Source organism: Serratia sp. PF-27 (assembly GCF_030053255.1).
Lineage (GTDB): Bacteria > Pseudomonadota > Gammaproteobacteria > Enterobacterales > Enterobacteriaceae > Serratia > Serratia bockelmannii.
Genome location: NZ_JASGBT010000015.1, coordinates 582,113 through 598,213, shown reverse-complemented (window position 1 = coordinate 598,213; position 16,101 = coordinate 582,113). Strand labels below are relative to the sequence as shown.

At 59.3% G+C, this 16,101-nt stretch carries 14 protein-coding genes; 3 read left to right on the top strand and 11 right to left on the bottom strand.

Annotated elements, in window-relative coordinates:
• Positions 1-225: 225 nt before the first annotated feature.
• Positions 226-4,113 carry an ATP-dependent RNA helicase HrpA gene (hrpA, locus tag QMZ29_RS07675; protein ID WP_261424688.1) on the top strand — a complete coding sequence of 1,296 codons (3,888 nt, stop codon included), beginning with the start codon at positions 226-228 and terminating at the stop codon, positions 4,111-4,113.
• Between the two features lie 98 nt (positions 4,114-4,211).
• Here the strand turns inward: hrpA and QMZ29_RS07670 are convergent, their stop codons facing one another.
• The 3 genes from QMZ29_RS07670 to asr all read right to left on the bottom strand — a co-directional run bounded on the left by QMZ29_RS07670 (position 4,212) and on the right by asr (position 5,594).
• Positions 4,212-5,024, bottom strand: a complete 813-nt coding sequence (locus QMZ29_RS07670) for a trypsin-like serine peptidase (RefSeq protein ID WP_025302976.1) — start codon at positions 5,022-5,024, stop codon at positions 4,212-4,214.
• Positions 5,025-5,151: 127 nt separating this feature from the next.
• Positions 5,152-5,232 carry a small membrane protein YdgU gene (gene ydgU, locus QMZ29_RS25815; protein ID WP_455677416.1) on the bottom strand — a complete coding sequence of 27 codons (81 nt, stop codon included), beginning with the start codon at positions 5,230-5,232 and terminating at the stop codon, positions 5,152-5,154.
• Positions 5,233-5,318: 86 nt separating this feature from the next.
• Positions 5,319-5,594 carry an acid resistance repetitive basic protein Asr gene (gene asr / locus QMZ29_RS07665; protein ID WP_025302975.1) on the bottom strand — a complete coding sequence of 92 codons (276 nt, stop codon included), beginning with the start codon at positions 5,592-5,594 and terminating at the stop codon, positions 5,319-5,321.
• Positions 5,595-5,779: 185 nt separating this feature from the next.
• Here asr and QMZ29_RS07660 point away from each other — a divergent pair, with 185 nt between their 5' ends.
• Complete coding sequence (locus QMZ29_RS07660) at positions 5,780-6,685, top strand: alpha/beta fold hydrolase (protein ID WP_043143620.1); 906 nt, start codon at positions 5,780-5,782, stop codon at positions 6,683-6,685.
• Between the two features lie 166 nt (positions 6,686-6,851).
• Here the strand turns inward: QMZ29_RS07660 and QMZ29_RS07655 are convergent, their stop codons facing one another.
• The 4 genes from QMZ29_RS07655 to folM form a co-directional block, all read right to left on the bottom strand.
• Positions 6,852-8,351 carry a carboxypeptidase M32 gene (locus QMZ29_RS07655; protein WP_025302973.1) on the bottom strand — a complete coding sequence of 500 codons (1,500 nt, stop codon included), beginning with the start codon at positions 8,349-8,351 and terminating at the stop codon, positions 6,852-6,854.
• Positions 8,352-8,386: 35 nt separating this feature from the next.
• Positions 8,387-9,691, bottom strand: coding sequence for a two-component system sensor histidine kinase RstB (gene rstB / locus QMZ29_RS07650; protein ID WP_043143616.1), 1,305 nt, complete (start codon positions 9,689-9,691; stop codon positions 8,387-8,389).
• The gene (rstA, locus tag QMZ29_RS07645; RefSeq protein ID WP_004938307.1) at positions 9,688-10,413 is read right to left on the bottom strand and encodes a two-component system response regulator RstA; all 726 of its coding nucleotides are present in this window, start codon (positions 10,411-10,413) and stop codon (positions 9,688-9,690) included. The genes rstB and rstA overlap by 4 nt, the downstream gene beginning before the upstream one ends.
• 75 nt (positions 10,414-10,488) lie before the next feature.
• The gene (gene folM / locus QMZ29_RS07640) at positions 10,489-11,211 is read right to left on the bottom strand and encodes a dihydromonapterin reductase (RefSeq protein ID WP_025302971.1); all 723 of its coding nucleotides are present in this window, start codon (positions 11,209-11,211) and stop codon (positions 10,489-10,491) included.
• Positions 11,212-11,395: 184 nt separating this feature from the next.
• Between folM and QMZ29_RS07635 the strand changes: the two genes are divergently transcribed.
• Positions 11,396-11,806 (top strand): hypothetical protein, encoded by a 411-nt coding sequence (locus QMZ29_RS07635; protein WP_025302970.1) that lies wholly within the window; start codon positions 11,396-11,398, stop codon positions 11,804-11,806.
• Positions 11,807-11,905: 99 nt separating this feature from the next.
• Here QMZ29_RS07635 and QMZ29_RS07630 read toward each other — a convergent pair whose 3' ends face one another.
• The 4 genes from QMZ29_RS07630 to ydgH form a co-directional block, all read right to left on the bottom strand.
• The gene (locus tag QMZ29_RS07630) at positions 11,906-12,301 is read right to left on the bottom strand and encodes a pyridoxamine 5'-phosphate oxidase family protein (RefSeq protein ID WP_025302969.1); all 396 of its coding nucleotides are present in this window, start codon (positions 12,299-12,301) and stop codon (positions 11,906-11,908) included.
• A gap of 33 nt (positions 12,302-12,334) precedes the next feature.
• On the bottom strand, positions 12,335-12,820 hold the full coding sequence (locus QMZ29_RS07625) for a DUF2753 family protein (RefSeq protein ID WP_060433148.1): 486 nt from the start codon (positions 12,818-12,820) through the stop codon (positions 12,335-12,337).
• Between the two features lie 217 nt (positions 12,821-13,037).
• A complete protein-coding gene (locus QMZ29_RS07620) occupies positions 13,038-14,429 on the bottom strand; it encodes an amino acid permease (RefSeq protein WP_025302967.1) in 1,392 nt (463 codons plus the stop codon).
• Between the two features lie 244 nt (positions 14,430-14,673).
• Positions 14,674-15,624, bottom strand: coding sequence for a DUF1471 family protein YdgH (gene ydgH / locus QMZ29_RS07615; RefSeq protein ID WP_025302966.1), 951 nt, complete (start codon positions 15,622-15,624; stop codon positions 14,674-14,676).
• Positions 15,625-16,101 lie beyond the last annotated feature (477 nt).

Sequence of the window (16,101 nt, the reverse complement as noted above, 5' to 3'; positions counted from 1 at the left end):
CCTTGCATGAAGTACATGCTATTCACATTCCCCCAACAGTGATAGCGCAATATTTCGAGATCTCCGTTCAATTTTATTGAATGACATGGCGACGCTTTACTCGCGGAAGTAGGGGGAGAAAGCCGTTTGTGATAGGCTGTGCGGCTAAAGCAAAAAAATCGCTAAAAAAACATTAAACCGTTGCCAAGCCTGGCCTTGGCGGCGAAGAAACAAGGAACACCGAACGTGAAATCTCCGCTCGAGGCACTGCCGGCCCAACTGGGCGAGCTGATGCTCCGCGATCAACAACGCCTGCGTCGTCGCCTGCAGGGCGCACGAAAAATCAAAAATCCCGATGCCCAGCTGGCGGTCGCCGCCGACGTGGAAAGCGACATCGCGACGGCGCGGCATAAAGTGCAGGCGCGCGCCGCGTCTTGCCCGCGCATTACCTATCCGGAAAGCCTGCCGGTCAGCCAGAAAAAGCAGGACATCTTAAATGCTGTCCGCGACAACCAGGTGGTGATCGTCGCCGGGGAGACCGGCTCGGGAAAAACCACCCAGTTGCCGAAGATCTGTCTGGAGCTGGGGCGTGGGGTGAAAGGGCTGATCGGCCATACCCAGCCGCGCCGCCTGGCGGCGCGCACCGTCGCCAACCGCATCGCCGACGAGCTGGAAACCCCGCTCGGCGGCAGCGTCGGCTACAAGGTGCGCTTCAACGATCAGGTGGGGGAAAACACCCTGGTCAAGCTGATGACTGACGGTATCTTGCTGGCGGAGATACAGCAGGATCGCCTGCTGATGCAGTACGACACGTTGATCATCGATGAAGCGCACGAGCGCAGCCTGAATATCGACTTTATTCTCGGCTACCTGCGCGAACTGCTGCCGAAGCGCCCGGATCTCAAGGTGATCATCACCTCGGCGACCATCGATCCGCAGCGTTTCTCGCGCCACTTCAACAATGCGCCGATCATCGAGGTTTCCGGCCGCACCTACCCGGTGGAGGTGCGTTACCGCCCGGTGGTGGACGACGGCGATGATACCGACCGCGACCAGCTGCAGGCGATTTTCGATGCGGTGGACGAGCTTGGGCGCGAAGGGCCGGGCGACATTCTGATCTTCATGAGCGGCGAGCGCGAGATCCGCGATACCGCCGACGCTTTGAACCGTCTCAATTTGCCGCACACCGAGGTGCTGCCGCTGTATGCGCGCCTGTCGAACAGCGAGCAGAACCGGGTTTTCCAGTCGCACCACGGCCGCCGCATCGTGCTGGCCACCAACGTGGCGGAAACCTCGCTGACGGTGCCGGGCATCAAATACGTCATCGATCCGGGCACCGCGCGCATCAGCCGCTACAGCTTCCGCACCAAGGTGCAGCGCCTGCCGATCGAGCCGGTGTCGCAGGCCTCCGCCAACCAGCGTAAAGGGCGCTGTGGCCGCGTGTCGGAGGGCGTGTGCATCCGTCTGTACTCTGAACAGGATTTCCTCTCGCGGCCGGCGTTTACCGATCCGGAAATTCTGCGCACCAACCTGGCGTCGGTCATTCTGCAGATGACCTCGCTGGGGCTGGGCGACATCGCCGCGTTTCCGTTTGTCGAGGCGCCGGACAAGCGCAACATTCAGGATGGCGTGCGCCTGCTGGAAGAGCTGGGGGCGATCACCACCGCCGATAACGGCCACTATCAGCTGACGCCGCAGGGCCGGCAGCTGGCGCAGTTGCCGATCGACCCGCGTCTGGCGCGCATGGTGTTGGAAGCGCAGAAGAGCGGCAGCGTGCGCGAGGTGATGATCATTACCGCCGCGCTGTCGATTCAGGATCCGCGCGAGCGCCCAATGGATAAGCAGCAGGCCTCGGATGAAAAACACCGCCGTTTTGCCGACAAAGACTCGGACTTCCTGGCGTTCGTCAACCTGTGGGATTATCTGCAGGAGCAGCAAAAGGCGAACTCTTCCAGTCAGTTCCGCCGGCTGTGCCGCAACGATTTTCTCAACTACCTGCGGGTGCGCGAGTGGCAGGATATCTATACCCAACTGCGCCAGGTGGTGAAAGAACTGGGGCTGCCGATCAACAGCACGCCTTCCGACTACCGCAGCGTCCACACCGCGCTGCTGACCGGCCTGCTGTCGCACATTGGCCAGAAAGATGCGGACAAACAGGAATTTACCGGCGCGCGCAACGCCCGCTTCTCGATCTTCCCCGGCTCCGGCCTGTTCAAAAAGCCACCGAAGTGGACCATGGTGGCCGAACTGGTGGAAACCAGCCGCCTGTGGGGGCGCATCGCCGCGCGCATCGAACCGGAATGGATCGAGCCGCTGGCTCAGCACTTGGTGAAACACAGCTACAGCGAACCGCACTGGTCGAAGTCGCAGGGGGCGGTGATGGCCAGCGAAAAGGTCACGCTGTTTGGTCTGCCGATCGTTGCGGCGCGCCAGGTCAACTACGGCGCCATCGATCCGCTGCTGTGCCGTGAGCTGTTTATCCGCCATGCGCTGGTAGAGGGAGACTGGCAGACGCGCCACGCCTTCTTCCGCGAAAACCAAAAGCTGCGCGCCGAGGTGGAAGAACTGGAGCATAAATCGCGCCGCCGCGACATTCTGGTGGATGACGAAATGCTGTTCGGCTTCTACGATCGCCGCATCCCCAACGACGTGGTGTCCGGCCGTCATTTCGACAGCTGGTGGAAGAGCGCGGCCAAGCAGCAGCCGGATCTGCTGAACTTCGAAAAAGAGATGCTGATCAAAGACGGCGCCAACAAGATCAGCGCGCTGGATTACCCGAACTTCTGGCATCAGGGCAACCTCAAGCTGCGGCTGAGCTACCAGTTTGAACCGGGCACCGACGCTGACGGCGTGACGGTGCACATCCCGCTGCCGATCCTCAACCAGGTGGAAGAGCAGGGCTTCGAATGGCAGATCCCCGGCATCCGCCGTGAACTGGTGATTGCGCTGATCAAGTCGCTGCCGAAACCGGTGCGTCGCAACTTCGTGCCGGCACCGAACTACGCCGAGGCGTTCCTTGGCCGCGTAACGGCGCTGGAATTGCCGCTGCTGGACGCGCTGGAGCGCGAGCTGCGGCGCATGACTGGCGTGACCGTGTCACGTGATGACTGGCAGTGGGATCAGGTGCCCGATCATCTGAAGATGACCTTCCGCGTGGTGGGCGAGAAAAACCAGACGCTGCGCGAAGGCAAAGATCTGGCCGCCTTGCGCCTGCAGTTGAAAGAGAAGGTGCAGGAGACGCTGTCGGCGGTGGCTGATGACGGACTGGAGCAGAGTAACCTGCATGTCTGGAGCTTTGGCCAATTGCCGGCGTTTTACGAGCAGAAGCGCGGCGGCTATTCGATGAAGGCATACCCGGCGCTGGTGGATGAAAAGGACAGCGTGGCGATCCGCCTGTTCGACAGCGAAAGCGAGCAGCAACAGGCGATGTGGCAGGGCACGCGTCGCCTGCTGTTGTTGAATATTCCTTCACCGATCAAATACCTGCATGAGAAACTGCCGAACAAAGCCAAGCTGGGGCTCTATTTCAACCCGTACGGCAAGGTGCTGGAGCTGATCGACGACTGCATATCGTGCGGCATCGACAAGCTGATCGCCGAACACGGCGGCCCGGTCTGGCAAGAAGCAGACTTTGCACGGCTGCAGGAGCAGATCCGCGCCGAGCTGAACGACACGGTCGTCGAGGTGGCCAAGCAGGTTGAACAGATCCTGACGGCGGTCTTCAACATCAACAAACGGCTGAAAGGCCGGGTGGACATGTCGTTGGCGCTGGCGCTGTCGGACATCAAGACCCAGCTCGGCGGGCTGGTTTACCGCGGCTTCGTGACTGGCAACGGATGGAAGCGCCTGCCGGATACGCTGCGCTACCTGCAGGCGATCGAGCGGCGGTTGGAAAAACTGGCTATTGATCCGCACCGCGATCGCGCGCAGATGTTGCGGGTGGAGCAGGTGCAGCAGGCCTGGCAGCAGTGGCTGAACAAGCTGCCGCCGAAGCGACAGCAGGAGGAAGAAGTAAAAGCGGTGCGCTGGATGATAGAAGAGCTGCGCGTCAGCCTGTTCGCGCAACAGTTGGGCACGCCTTACCCGATCTCCGATAAGCGCATTCTGCAAACTATCGAGCAGCTTTCGAGCTAAGCTCAGCCGCACCGGCCGGCAAGCGGCCGGCGCGGCGCAAGTTGAAATTCGCAGAGCAGAGAAACAGCAACGGCGCATAATGCGCCGTTGAGAGAGGGTTAGTTGCCTGCCGCCAGCGCGTCCAGCGCTTCGCGGATACCGGGCACCGCCAGGGCACGGTTATCGGCGCGATAGCGATCTTTCGCCGCCGGTGCCGAGCTTTGGATGGCGATCAGTTGCCAGCCGTCGGCGGTTTTCAACAGCAGCGGCGAACCGCTGTCGCCGGGCAGAGTATCGCACTGGTGCGACAGTACGCTTTGCTGGGCCCAGCCGGTGACCTTGCAGTTTTGGTGGCTGTAGAGGTCATCCAGATGATCCTCCGGGTAGCCCGCTTGAGTTATCAGCCGTTTGGCCTGTTTCAGGGCCTGAGTCAGCGCCTTGCTGTCGCCTTGCCACAGCGGCAAGGGTGCGATCGGCAGCGGTTTTTTGTCTTTCAGACGGATCAGCGCAAAGTCATAAGCGGCCGCGGCGGGCGGGACGATCCAGCCATCACCGTCCGGCTTCAGCTTTTTGCCCAGTTTGCTGTCGACCAGGGTCTCGATATTGTCGGTTTGATACTGCCACGACTTATCACCCGCCACGAAGCGCAGAGCGATGGCTTTATCCAATTGCCCCGGCGGTGCCAGCACGCAGTGGCCGGCGGTCAACGCCAGGTGTGGGGAGATCAGCGTGGCGGTACACAGATTGCCGCTGGCTGTTTCGACCTGGCCGATGGCCTGCCACGGCTTGGCGGCGGTATCCGTAACCTTGATTCGTTCATCTTTGCCGAAAAACAGACGCGTTTGCTCGGCCTTGGACGGGCCGTCTGCGCGTGCCGCCTGAGAAGCGATGAGCGGGAGTGAACACAGCAACAGTAAAACGGATATGCGCATAGATCTCTTGCCTGACAAATACGGATCATCCATAAACACACTGAATGCTAACTATAGACTGATTTAGCAGCCATGTGGATGGGCAATAATTGATTTTTCAATAATTTCCCGCCGGCGATGCGGCAGGCTACAGGTAAAAAAAGACGGCGATCAGTCCGCAAAGGATCAGGGCGGTCAGAACGATCTCGAACAGGTAGCGGCGCAGCATCAATGAGAACCCCCCGATGAAAAAACACCCGGTGAACCGGGTGTCGTACACGTCAAGCCTGAAACGGTGAGGGGACCCTCACGACATTACGCTTTTTTGTGGCTGGCTTTCTTGTGGTGCTTTTTAGCCGCCTGGGCTTTTTGCGCCGGGGCTTTCTTGCCGGCTTTTTTGTGATGCTTTTTGGCCGCCTGAGCTTTCTGAACCGGGGCTTTCTTGCCGTGGTGTTTCACCTGAGCTTTAGCCGGCGCAGCGGTGGCGGTGGTTGCGGTAGCCGCAGGTGCGGTGGTGGCAGCCTCGGCAGCGAAAGCCACGGAAGACAGACCCATTGCAGCGGCAACAACCAGAGCTAATACTTTTTTCATCGCAGAATCCTCAACATGACTTTTGGGTACCAACCCCACTGCGGGGCCGTTGAGATGATAGTAGGCAAACGGCGTCCGGCTTTCCGTGAGTGATTGGTTTCGGCATGTAACCTAATGTACAGGGCGGCGGTGGCGAGGGGGATTGCTGCTATAATGACCGCCAGACAAGGAAAAAGGGATTTAAAATGAACGAGATAACGATTCGTTGTGGCGTGACTGAACAGGGCGAGGTGCCGCTGGCCTATGAGGACTGGGGCGATGAGACGCACCCGCCGTTGTTGCTCATCATGGGCATCGGCGCGCAGCTCCTGTTGTGGCCTGACGACTTCTGCCGCGCCCTGGTGTCCATGGGATTTCGGGTGATCCGTTATGACAACCGCGACGTCGGCCTTTCAGGAAAAACGCAGGCACAACGCTCACAGCCATTGTGGCTGCTGATGTTGCGCGCCCAGCTTGGCTGGCAAACGCCGGTGCCTTATACCCTGGCGGACATGGCAACGGACGCGGCGCATCTGCTCGATCATTTACGCATTCCGCAGGCTCACGTACTGGGCGCTTCGATGGGGGGGATGATCGCCCAGGTGCTGGCCGCCGAATACCCGCAGCGCGTCGCCTCGTTATGCATCTTGTTTTCCAGCACCAATCAGCCGCTGTTGCCGCCGCCGGCGCCTTCGCTGCTGTGGTTGCTGGTGCGCCGGCCTGCCGCCGATATGACGCTGCAGCAGCGCCAGGAAGGGATGAAGGCCTTTCTGCGCGCGCTTGGCACCGCGACTTATCCACCGGAGGAGGCGGAGCTGGATGCCCTGGTGACGCGGTTGCTGAAGCGGGGTGTGGATCCGGCAGGCATGCAGCGGCAACTTTCCGCGTTGCTCGGCAGCGGCGATCTGCGGCGTTACAGCCGGCGCATCGCCGCGCCGACGCTGGTGATTCACGGCGATCGCGATCGGCTGGTGCGCAAGGCCGGCGGGGTGGCGATCGCCCGTGCGGTCGCCAACGCCAAGCTGCATATTATGCCGGGCATGGGGCATGACCTGCCCGCACCGTTGAGGCCGCAGCTGGCGGCGATGATCGCCCGCCATGCATTGGGATGAGAGGCCGGTTGGTTCGGTATTTTTGCTTTTTTAGTTACAACATACTAATGGTGGGTGGCCACCCGCCACTCTGTAGCCAAGGCGTTACCCGCAGGAAAGTGGACTATGGAACAGTGTCAGGTCAACCAGGGGAAAAAAGGGCGCGGCAGGGCCGCGCCAGGAGAGATTACAGGTAGCGGTTTTCCAAATGCTGACGGAAGTAGCGTGGGTTGAGCGCTTCACCGGTCGCGTTGGCGATCAGCGTCTCGGTTGGGAAACGGCTGCCGTGGCGCCAGATGTTGTGCTGCAGCCAGTGGAACAGCGGCTGCAGATTGCCGGCGGCGATATCCTCGCTCAGCGAAGGCAGGGCCTGGCGCACGCTGTGGAACAGCTGCGCGGCGTACATCGCGCCGAGGGTGTAAGTCGGGAAGTAGCCGAACGCGCCGTCTGTCCAGTGGATATCCTGCATGCAGCCGTTGCGATAGTTGCCGATGGTGTCGAGGCCGAGGTAAGCGTGCATCTTTTCATTCCACAATGCCGGAATGTCTTCCACTTCGACCTCGCCTTCGATCAACGCTTTTTCAATTTCGTAGCGCAGGATGACGTGGGCAGGATAGCTCACCTCGTCGGCGTCGACGCGGATCAGGCCCGGTTTAACGCGCTGGTTGAGGCGAATGAAGTTGGCTTCTTCCAGCGCCGGCTGTTCGCCAAATTGCGCGGTGACCAGCGGACGCAAGATTTTCAGGAATTCATTGCCGCGCGCCAGCTGCATTTCGAACAGCAGGCTCTGCGATTCGTGGATGGCGGTAGAGCGGGCCAGGGCGACCGGCTGGCCGAGCAGATCGCGCGGCAGGTTCTGTTCGTAACGGGCGTGGCCGGTTTCGTGCACGATACCGAGCAGCGCGGTCAAAAACTCTTTCTCGTTGTAGCGCGTGGTGATGCGTACATCTTCCGGCACGCCGCCGCAGAACGGGTGGGCGCTGACGTCGACACGGCCGTTGTCGAAGTTGAAACCGAGCAGTTTCATGACGCTCAGGCTCAGCTGACGCTGGGTGTCCACATTGAACGGGCCTTGTGGCGCCTGGCAGGGCTCATTAGCCTGTTTGGCCACCACGCGCTGCAGCAGATCCGGCAGCCAGGTTTTCAGATCGCCGAAGATGCGGTCGAGATCGCTGCTGCGCATGCCCGGTTCATACAGATTGAGCAGGGCGTCGTAACGGCTGGTGCCGGCCGCCTGCGCACGGATCTGCGCCTCTTCCCGGCTGAGTTTGACCACTTCGCGCAGGTTCTCGGCGAAGCCGTCCCAGTCGTTGGCCGGGCGCTGGGCGCGCCAGGCGTGTTCGCAGCGCGCGCCGGCGAGCGATTTGGCTTCGACCAGCGACGCCGGTAGCAGCACCGCGTCTTCATACTGGCGGCGCATTTCGCGCAGGTTGGCGCGGTCGATCTCGTCCAGCGTCTCTTGCTGCGCGCGATCCAACAGCGCGCCGGTGCTTTCCGCTGTTAAAAGCTGGTGCTGCAGCACGCTCAGCTCGGCCAGTGCTTCGGAGCGCGCCTTGCTGCCGCCCGGCGGCATCATGGTTTGCATGTCCCAACCGGCGATGGCGGACAGGTGGCCGAAACGCGACAGACGGCTAAAAAGCGCGCGCAGGTGATCGTAAGCAGACGTGTTGGAATGTGCAGATGTCATTATTATTCGACTCCAATGAGAAGGGTCCGGCGGTATTACGCCAGATCGGCTTTTAAACTGAATGTCGGCTTCACCGGCCAACAGAAACGGAAACTGGCGCCGCCGAGCGAACTGCTCTCGACGAACACCTGTCCCTGGTAGGCGACGGCGATGGAATGGACGATGGCCAGCCCCAGTCCGCAGCCGCCGGTGGCGCGATCGCGGCTGGGATCGAGGCGAACGAAAGGCTCGAATACCCGCTCGCGCTCTTCCGGCGGGATACCCGGCCCGTCATCTTCGACCTGCAAACAGGCGAGGTCGCCGTCGAACCACAGACCCACGCGCAGACGCTGCTCGGAATAGCGCAGCGCGTTATTGACCAGGTTATCGAGCACGCGTTCCATTAGGCGCAGATCGACGCCGCCGAAGTCGCCGACGTGCGGGATATCGAGCTGGATGTCGCGTTCCTGATGAATAAGACGGATATCGTCGACCTTGTCCTCCAGCCACTTTGGCAGATCGATGGGTTCAATGTTTAGCGCAACCTGCGGCCGGTCCAGGCGGGCATAGGTCAGCAGCTCGTCGATCAGCGACTCCAACTGGCCGATATCGCGGTTCAGCGCCTGCTGTTCGCCTTCGGACAGGTTATCGCTCATCTCGAGCCGATAGCGCAGGCGCACCAGCGGCGTGCGCAGCTCGTGCGCGATGCCGTCGATCAGCTGTTTCTTGCTGGCGATCAGGGTGTTGACGTTGTCGGCCATCTGGTTGAACGCCACGCCGAGCCGGCTCAGGCTGGAAGTGGGATCGAAGTGGGTGCGTTCATCCAGATGCCCGGCACCGAGCCGCTGGGCGGCGTTTTCCAGTTTGAGCAGGTCTTGCCAGTGCGGCCGCATCCACAGAAACACCGGCAGCGCCAGCGACATGCCGATAAACACCAGCAACACCAGATCCAGCAGGCGCATCTGGTGCAGATAGAACAGATAAGGAATGGGGCCGACCACCAACACATAGTGGCTGCGCGGAATGCGCTGCATAAAGGTGTACTGATCGTCGAGGGCGATGATTTCACCCAGCCGCAGCCGCTTTTTCAGATCCTCGCTCAGTTCCTGTTTGCCGAGCGGTTCGATATGAAGCTTGAACGACAGATTGAGATCCAGCGTGGCGATAGTCTTGTTCCAGTCCTTCAGCGGGATTTCGCGCAGCTCGCTGCGCATCAGGTACAGCGAGCTTTTCATCAAATCGTCCATCGACTGGCGGCCTGCGCGCTCGGCGGTCACCTTGTACACCAGGCCGACCAGCATCGCCATCACCAGAAAACAGACGAACAGCAGCAGGAAGAACTGGACGAAAAGTTTTCTCATTGTTGCACCGAAGCCCAGGCGTTAGGGGCGAACAGATAGCCCTTGTTGCGCACCGTCTTGATACGGAAAGGCTCCAGCGCATTGTCGTACAGCTTGCGACGCAGGCGGGAGATCGCCACGTCGATGCTGCGATCCATACCGTCGTAGCTCACGCCGCGCAGGTTTTGCAACAACGCCTCGCGATCCATGATCTGCCCGGCGTGGGTCGCCAGTTCCCACAGCAGATCGAAATCCGAGGTGGACAGGGTGATGGTTTCTTCGCCCAGCGTAACCTGACGGTTGACCGGATCGATGCACAGCAGCCCGAAATGCAGCGCGTTATGCTGGGTGAGCGGCTGAACCGACTCTTCTTTCGGCTGTTGGCTGTGTTGGCGCAGGTGCAAACGCAGGCGCGCCAGCAACACCGCCGGTGGCGTGGTTTTCAGGATATAGTCGTTGGCGCCCATCTCCAGCGACAGGATATGGTTCATGTCGCTGTCGAGCGAAGTGAGCAGCACGATCGGGCCGGGGAAGGTAGGGCGCAGATCGCGGCACAGCGTCATGCCGTCTTTGCCGGGCAGCATGATGTCCAGCAGCACCAAATCGGGTTGCTCGCGCTCGATGCGCGCCTGCGCGCTGTCGCCACGCGGTTCGATCAGCACCTCGATGTCATGTTTGCCCAGATAGGCGGCGATCAGTTTGCCGACTTCAGGATCGTCTTCCACAAAAACAATTTTATGCATATGCCCGTGTTTTAATATAAAAAGCGGATTTGAGCATAGCGCGGCCCGCGACGTTGCGCCATGCGGATCTTGGCGTCAGCGCAGCGGCCGGCCGCCGTCGACGCCGTGGGTGCGGCCGGTGACGTAGCGGCTTTCCAGCAGGTAGTTCACCAGATTGACCACTTCACTTTCGCCGGGCGCGACCTTCATCAGCGATTTCGCCAGCGCCTGCTGGCGATAGGCTTCGTCGTCGCCCGGATTGAAGATGATCAGCGCCGGCGCGATGGCGTTGACCTTGACCTCCGGCGCCAGCTTGCGGGCAAACGAACGAGTCATATTGTCCAGCGCAGCCTTGCTGGCGGCGTAGGCGATATGCTTGTCGCTGCCTTTTTCCACCACGTAGTCGGTGAGATGGATAATGTCGGCGCCAGCCTGGCCCTGGCCGGTCAGACAGGATTCGAGCAGCTGGTTGAGCAAATAGGGCGTGTAAACGTGAATTTGCAGCATTGCTGCCATTACCTGTTCCGGCGGCACCTCCGGTGACTCGGCCTGCCAGGCGCTGGCGTTGTGGATCATCGCGCGCAGCTTGGGCGCCACTTGCCGCACCTGGTCGGCGAAACGGTAGATACCTTCATGTGTGGCAAAGTCGCCCTGAATGCAGCGGGCGCCCAAGGCCTGCAACTCGGCCATCGCCGGATATTCGCTGCGATAGGCGATAATGACCGGAACGCCGCGCTGGAGAAACGCTCTGGCGAGCGCCAGCCCTATGCGCCGCGCGCCGCCGGTAATCAGCACCGGGGCAGAGTTGGGGTGTTCCATTGATTAAAGCTCCTGGACAGACTGGCAAACAATAGGGGAATTATGCCATCATACGGCGGAAAGTCGTTAAAGCTTCGCATGATTATCCATTTCTGGATGTAAGATCCCCAATGCATTTCAGGTTGCCGTTCGGCGGCGGCTTGAAAGACCACGGGTTAACACTGGCCATGAGAGGAATGAGGGGATGAACAGCAATCACCTTGCATCCATCGCGCGCAGTGAGAAAATCTGTTTTGACTACATGGATTTTCTGTCCGCATCGTGCAGGAAGCACTGGCGCTTTGTTGATGCTATTTATGGTGTGATGCCGATCTTCGGCATGGTGTTGAAATCGCGCGTGACCACGTCACAAACGCGCAAAGAGCAGTTGAAAGAGCTGGCGCTGCAGGTGGTGTCAACGCAGGTTAGCGATGAAACCAATATCGTGCGCCTGATTGACCTGGCGCAGCAGCAGGGCCTGACGGTATTTGATATTCAGCTGCCCTATGCGCTGGAGGCGCAACAGCTGGCGGCCATTCAAAAAGAGTGCGCGGAAGGCATTGCGATCGCCCTGGTGGGTGAGCGAATGACCGTCACCATTCCCCCTAAAAGCTGACCGGGAATCAACCCGGCCGCCCGTTCATGGTTAGGCAATTGACCTGCTGCGATCGCCTAACCATGAACGTGAAATCTCACGCCGCGTGACGCGTGCTGTCTAAAGTCGGGTCCCGGCATTGGGACCGGAACGCAGGGTGTAAATACTGTCTATATGTATTAACACCGCGTATTTCGGCGGATTCATCCCGTTTTTTTCTGCAAATGCCAGCGCCTCGTCAAACGGTTTGCCCGTCAGAAACAGTTCGGGTGTACCAACGAAGCGGTAGCCGTCCAGTGCCTCGCGGTCGATGACCACAACGGCCATTTTCGAGCCTTCCTTGATGTTTTGCAGCGTTTGGCCACCGGTATTTTCGTTGTAAATCAGTGTACGGTCATCATAGAGGCGCAGAGAACGCTTGGGGCCGATATCGGGCACGCCGCTCGGGCTGCTGGTTGCCTGCACTGGCAGCTGTTTAGCCAGCATCTTCTTCATCTCGTCATTCAATTCATTCATGGGCAGATTACCCCTCAGGTTGATGTGTCACTGTTAATGCACGGTGGCGGAATGGTGGGTAGCGGGCGCGCAGATGCTGGTTTCCGGCAGACGGTGCTCGCGCAGTAAGTGCAGGGTTTCAATCCTGAAGCGCAGCAGGTGCCGCTCAGCGATCTGCTGCATCTGTTCGCACAGCGACGAATCGGCCAAGAGTTGCTCGATAGCGACTCGGGCCCGATGAACATGCAGCTCGACGCCGCGCAGAGGCTTCTGCCGCAGGCGCAGATGGGTGATGTTGTTGAACGTGACGATCAGCGCGGCAAGGGCAGACTCGAAAATATTCAGCGCTTCAAATCTGGCGGTATAGTCCGCATTCAGCCAAGGCTTCTCGGCGATGATCGCCTGAGCCCCCTCCAGCGCCTGTTGATAGCTGGTCATCGCCTGGCGATCGTGCCGCTGATTAAACGCCGTGTTGCCCTCGGCGATCAGCGCCTCCCAGGCGGCAAACAAAGGTAATGCGTGCAGCAGTTTCTCAGCCATGAAATGCCTTCCATTTTAGCCTGTCTTCATCCGCCGCCTGACGCCTCTCGCCAGGGGCACTCGCGTCTTACCATTAATCAATAAATGATAATGATAATTAATTGCATTTGAGATCGCAAGCGTGGCGCATGGCTGACTGTGCAAAGGGGGGGAGCGTGGTAGCAGGGAAAAGAGGAAGCAAAATGCGGCTGACGGGCAGCCGCATTGACGGGGCACTTTAGTGCAGCATAAACCAGCCGGCGGGCAGCGTGGCCACCAACAGCAGTAAGATACTGCCTTTTTCCAGGCGATTCAGCAGATTGATATCCTGATGGCCGCGGCGGGCGTACATGAACACCAACAGGCCCGGCGCATACAGCAGCACCGACATCAGCAGGTGCATCAGGCCGGAAGCGTACAGCAGCCATAAACCATAGACGCAGGCGCCGGTGGCGGCGAAGATCAGGCGTTTGTCGCGGCGGCGGTAAGCCACCTTGAACAGAAATGCGCCGACCAGGAAGTAAGGCACCAGGATCATTTCCGACGCGATGGTCAACAGCGAGTTGTAGTTGCTACCGGTCAGCCAGATCAGCACCAGCGCCAGCTGCACCGCGATGTTGGTCAGCCACAGCGAAGACGCTGGGGCGTGATGGCGGTTCTGCTTGCCGAACACGCGCGGAAACGCGCCGTGCTGTGCGGCCAGCAGCGGCACTTCCGCCGCCATGATGGTCCAGCTGAGGTAGGCGCCGCACACGGAGATGATAAGACCGGCGGCGATGATCACGTCTCCCCACGGGCCAATCAGTTCCACCATCAGCACCGCCATCGACGGATTGCGCATGTCGGCCAGTTCGCTGCGTGGCACCACGCCCAGCGACAGCAAGGTGACCATCAGGTACACCGCCAGCGCCGACAGCACTGCCAGCATGGTGGCGCGGCCCACGTCTTTCTTATTGCGGGCGCGAGCAGAAACCACCACGGCGCCTTCCACGCCGATAAACACCCACAGGGTGATCAGCATGGTGTCCTTGACCTGTTCCCACACCGGCTTGCCGAGGGCGATACCTTTGAAATCCAGCGTGAACACGTCCATTTTGAAGGCGATCGCCGCCAAAACGGCGAACATTCCCAATGGCAGCAGCTTGGCGAGGGTAGCCGCCAGGTTAATGCTGGCGGCAGTTTGCACGCCGCGCAGTACCAACGCGTGCACGATCCACAGCAGGGCGGACTCGGCGATCAGCGCCTGCCAGGTATTGCCGTCACCGAGAATCACGTTGCCGCCGCGATCGGTGAAAATACTCAGCGCCGCAAACACGATCACCAGATACGAGACGTTGGCGATCACGGCGCACAGCCAGTAACCCCAGGCGGAGCAGAAGCCCATCAGCTCGCCGAATCCTTCTTTGGCGTAGGTGAAGATGCCGCCGTCCAGATCCGGGCGCAGACGCGTAAGCAACAGCATGGCGAACGCCAAAAACAGAATGCCGACGCCGGTGATCCCCCAACCCAGCAGCAACGCGGCGGGGCTGGCGACCTGCGCCATGTTTTGCGGCAGACTGAACACGCCGGCGCCCAGCATCGAGCTGAGCACCAAAGCGGTTAGCGCGGTAAGACCGAGTTTTTTTTCCAATGACGGATCCTGAACACAGAATAAACAACTGGAAGGGAACTGCTTGGCGGCAACAATGTGTTAACAACCACTGCGCGAATAGACAATAGCCCTAAAAATTGGCGCAAATTCTACGGAGGGATGATTAGAGATGCAATGATTGAATATGCGGAATTTACAAAAAACTATTCAACGTGCGATGAAAAAAGCGGCAATAAAAACGGGCAGCTCAAGGGCTGCCCGATGGTAAACCGAAAAGCGGGTTTTATTTGAACAGATCGGCGCTGACGGTCAGGTTGCCGCCGCTCTTGTTCTGCCATTGGCGAGTGACGTGATAGTACTTGGCGCCTTTCTCGGCCGCGCGTTTCGCCACTTCGGTGGACACGTCGGTCATGCTGTTGAAGTGGCCGGTGAAGGTGACGGAATCGAACGGCACCATCTGCGCGGCGGTCACGTTGTTCACTTCCTGGATCTTGGTGCCGTTAGGCAGCGTGACGGTATAGCGCTGGCCGGTAGAGGACTGCGTTTCGAAGAAACGGCCCACTTCGCGGCTTGGCGAACCGGAAGACGCGACGCCAGGGATTTCGACTTTCGCGGCTGCGGCACCACCGGCGGCCAGTGCGGCGCGGCCGGCGTCAGAATCAGCCGGGATAGCGTCCGGGCTCTGCACGCGGCGTTTCGGCGCATCGGCCTTATAGATGTACGCGGTGACGAACTGGTTGCCGCCGGAGTTGGCGTCAACCTGGCGCACGATGAAGAACGAGGCGGCGCCTTTTTTCTGCGCTTCTTTGGAGATGGCGTCGTTGATGTCCGGCTGGCTGCGGTAGAAACCGCTGACGCTCACGGTATCGTAAGGCTCCAGCAGGTAGGCTTCCTCTTTAGGCAGTTCATTCACGCCGTTAAATACGCGGTATTTTGGTGTTTTGCTCACTTCTGGCGCATCTTTATGATAAAGGTCTGCGGTGACGCGCCAGTTGCCGCCGTTGTTGCTGTTGTTGCTGTCCTGGATATAGAAGGAATCGGCACCCAGTTTGTCTGCACGGCGGGATACGGCGTCGACGGCTTCATTGATGGCATTGAAGCGGCCGGTAATCGTGATGCGATCAAACGGCTTCAGCGCCGCTGCTTTCTCAGGAGTTAACTCTTGCGCCGCATGAGCAGACAGCGCGGTGAGTGATAACAAGGCTGACGCGATGATCGTGGTCTTCAGCTTCATAAAAAATCCTTTCGCCTAGCGCATTAACGTTTATAACGTACTGAACTGTTTAAGTGTAATTCAGCCGTCGATTATTACATGTAATTCTGAAAACTGTCTCAGCATTTTATGTTATCCCGTGCGACAAATCGCTTACGGTGACGCGGGCCGCACGGATGGCGCCATCATCATAAGTTTCCATAATAAAGGCTTTGGTGTCATTAATGTTAATTATTCACAAAATGATAACTTTTATGCTTTTTCACCGCACGTGGCCATCAATCGTTACGCCGGGCGTAAACCTCTTGTCACGCAGAATGTGCTGTTCTGTATGGATTTTTTCACAGTAAATTGCGATTTGTCATATCACGCGCGGCATTTTTATGTAAAAACAGAGCTGAATGCGTAAGCAATTATGGATCATCGACCTTATTTTCAGTAGGTTATAGTTGGCGTCTGAAATCAGTGCGGGCAAGTTAACGCCTTGCTCGCCGGTGG

What these genes read in the sequence shown, in the direction of transcription:
- QMZ29_RS07655 (WP_025302973.1), bottom strand. Translation starts at nt 8,351, where the DNA reads ATGACATCTGCACATTCCAACACGTCTGCTTACGATCACCTGCGCGCG.
- rstA (WP_004938307.1), bottom strand. Translation starts at nt 10,413, where the DNA reads ATGCATAAAATTGTTTTTGTGGAAGACGATCCTGAAGTCGGCAAACTG.
- QMZ29_RS07660 (WP_043143620.1), top strand. Translation starts at nt 5,780, where the DNA reads ATGAACGAGATAACGATTCGTTGTGGCGTGACTGAACAGGGCGAGGTG.
- ydgH (WP_025302966.1), bottom strand. Translation starts at nt 15,624, where the DNA reads ATGAAGCTGAAGACCACGATCATCGCGTCAGCCTTGTTATCACTCACC.
- QMZ29_RS07635 (WP_025302970.1), top strand. Translation starts at nt 11,396, where the DNA reads ATGAACAGCAATCACCTTGCATCCATCGCGCGCAGTGAGAAAATCTGT.
- folM (WP_025302971.1), bottom strand. Translation starts at nt 11,211, where the DNA reads ATGGAACACCCCAACTCTGCCCCGGTGCTGATTACCGGCGGCGCGCGG.
- rstB (WP_043143616.1), bottom strand. Translation starts at nt 9,691, where the DNA reads ATGAGAAAACTTTTCGTCCAGTTCTTCCTGCTGCTGTTCGTCTGTTTT.
- QMZ29_RS07670 (WP_025302976.1), bottom strand. Translation starts at nt 5,024, where the DNA reads ATGCGCATATCCGTTTTACTGTTGCTGTGTTCACTCCCGCTCATCGCT.
- QMZ29_RS07625 (WP_060433148.1), bottom strand. Translation starts at nt 12,820, where the DNA reads ATGGCTGAGAAACTGCTGCACGCATTACCTTTGTTTGCCGCCTGGGAG.
- QMZ29_RS07630 (WP_025302969.1), bottom strand. Translation starts at nt 12,301, where the DNA reads ATGAATGAATTGAATGACGAGATGAAGAAGATGCTGGCTAAACAGCTG.
- ydgU (WP_455677416.1), bottom strand. Translation starts at nt 5,232, where the DNA reads ATGCTGCGCCGCTACCTGTTCGAGATCGTTCTGACCGCCCTGATCCTT.
- asr (WP_025302975.1), bottom strand. Translation starts at nt 5,594, where the DNA reads ATGAAAAAAGTATTAGCTCTGGTTGTTGCCGCTGCAATGGGTCTGTCT.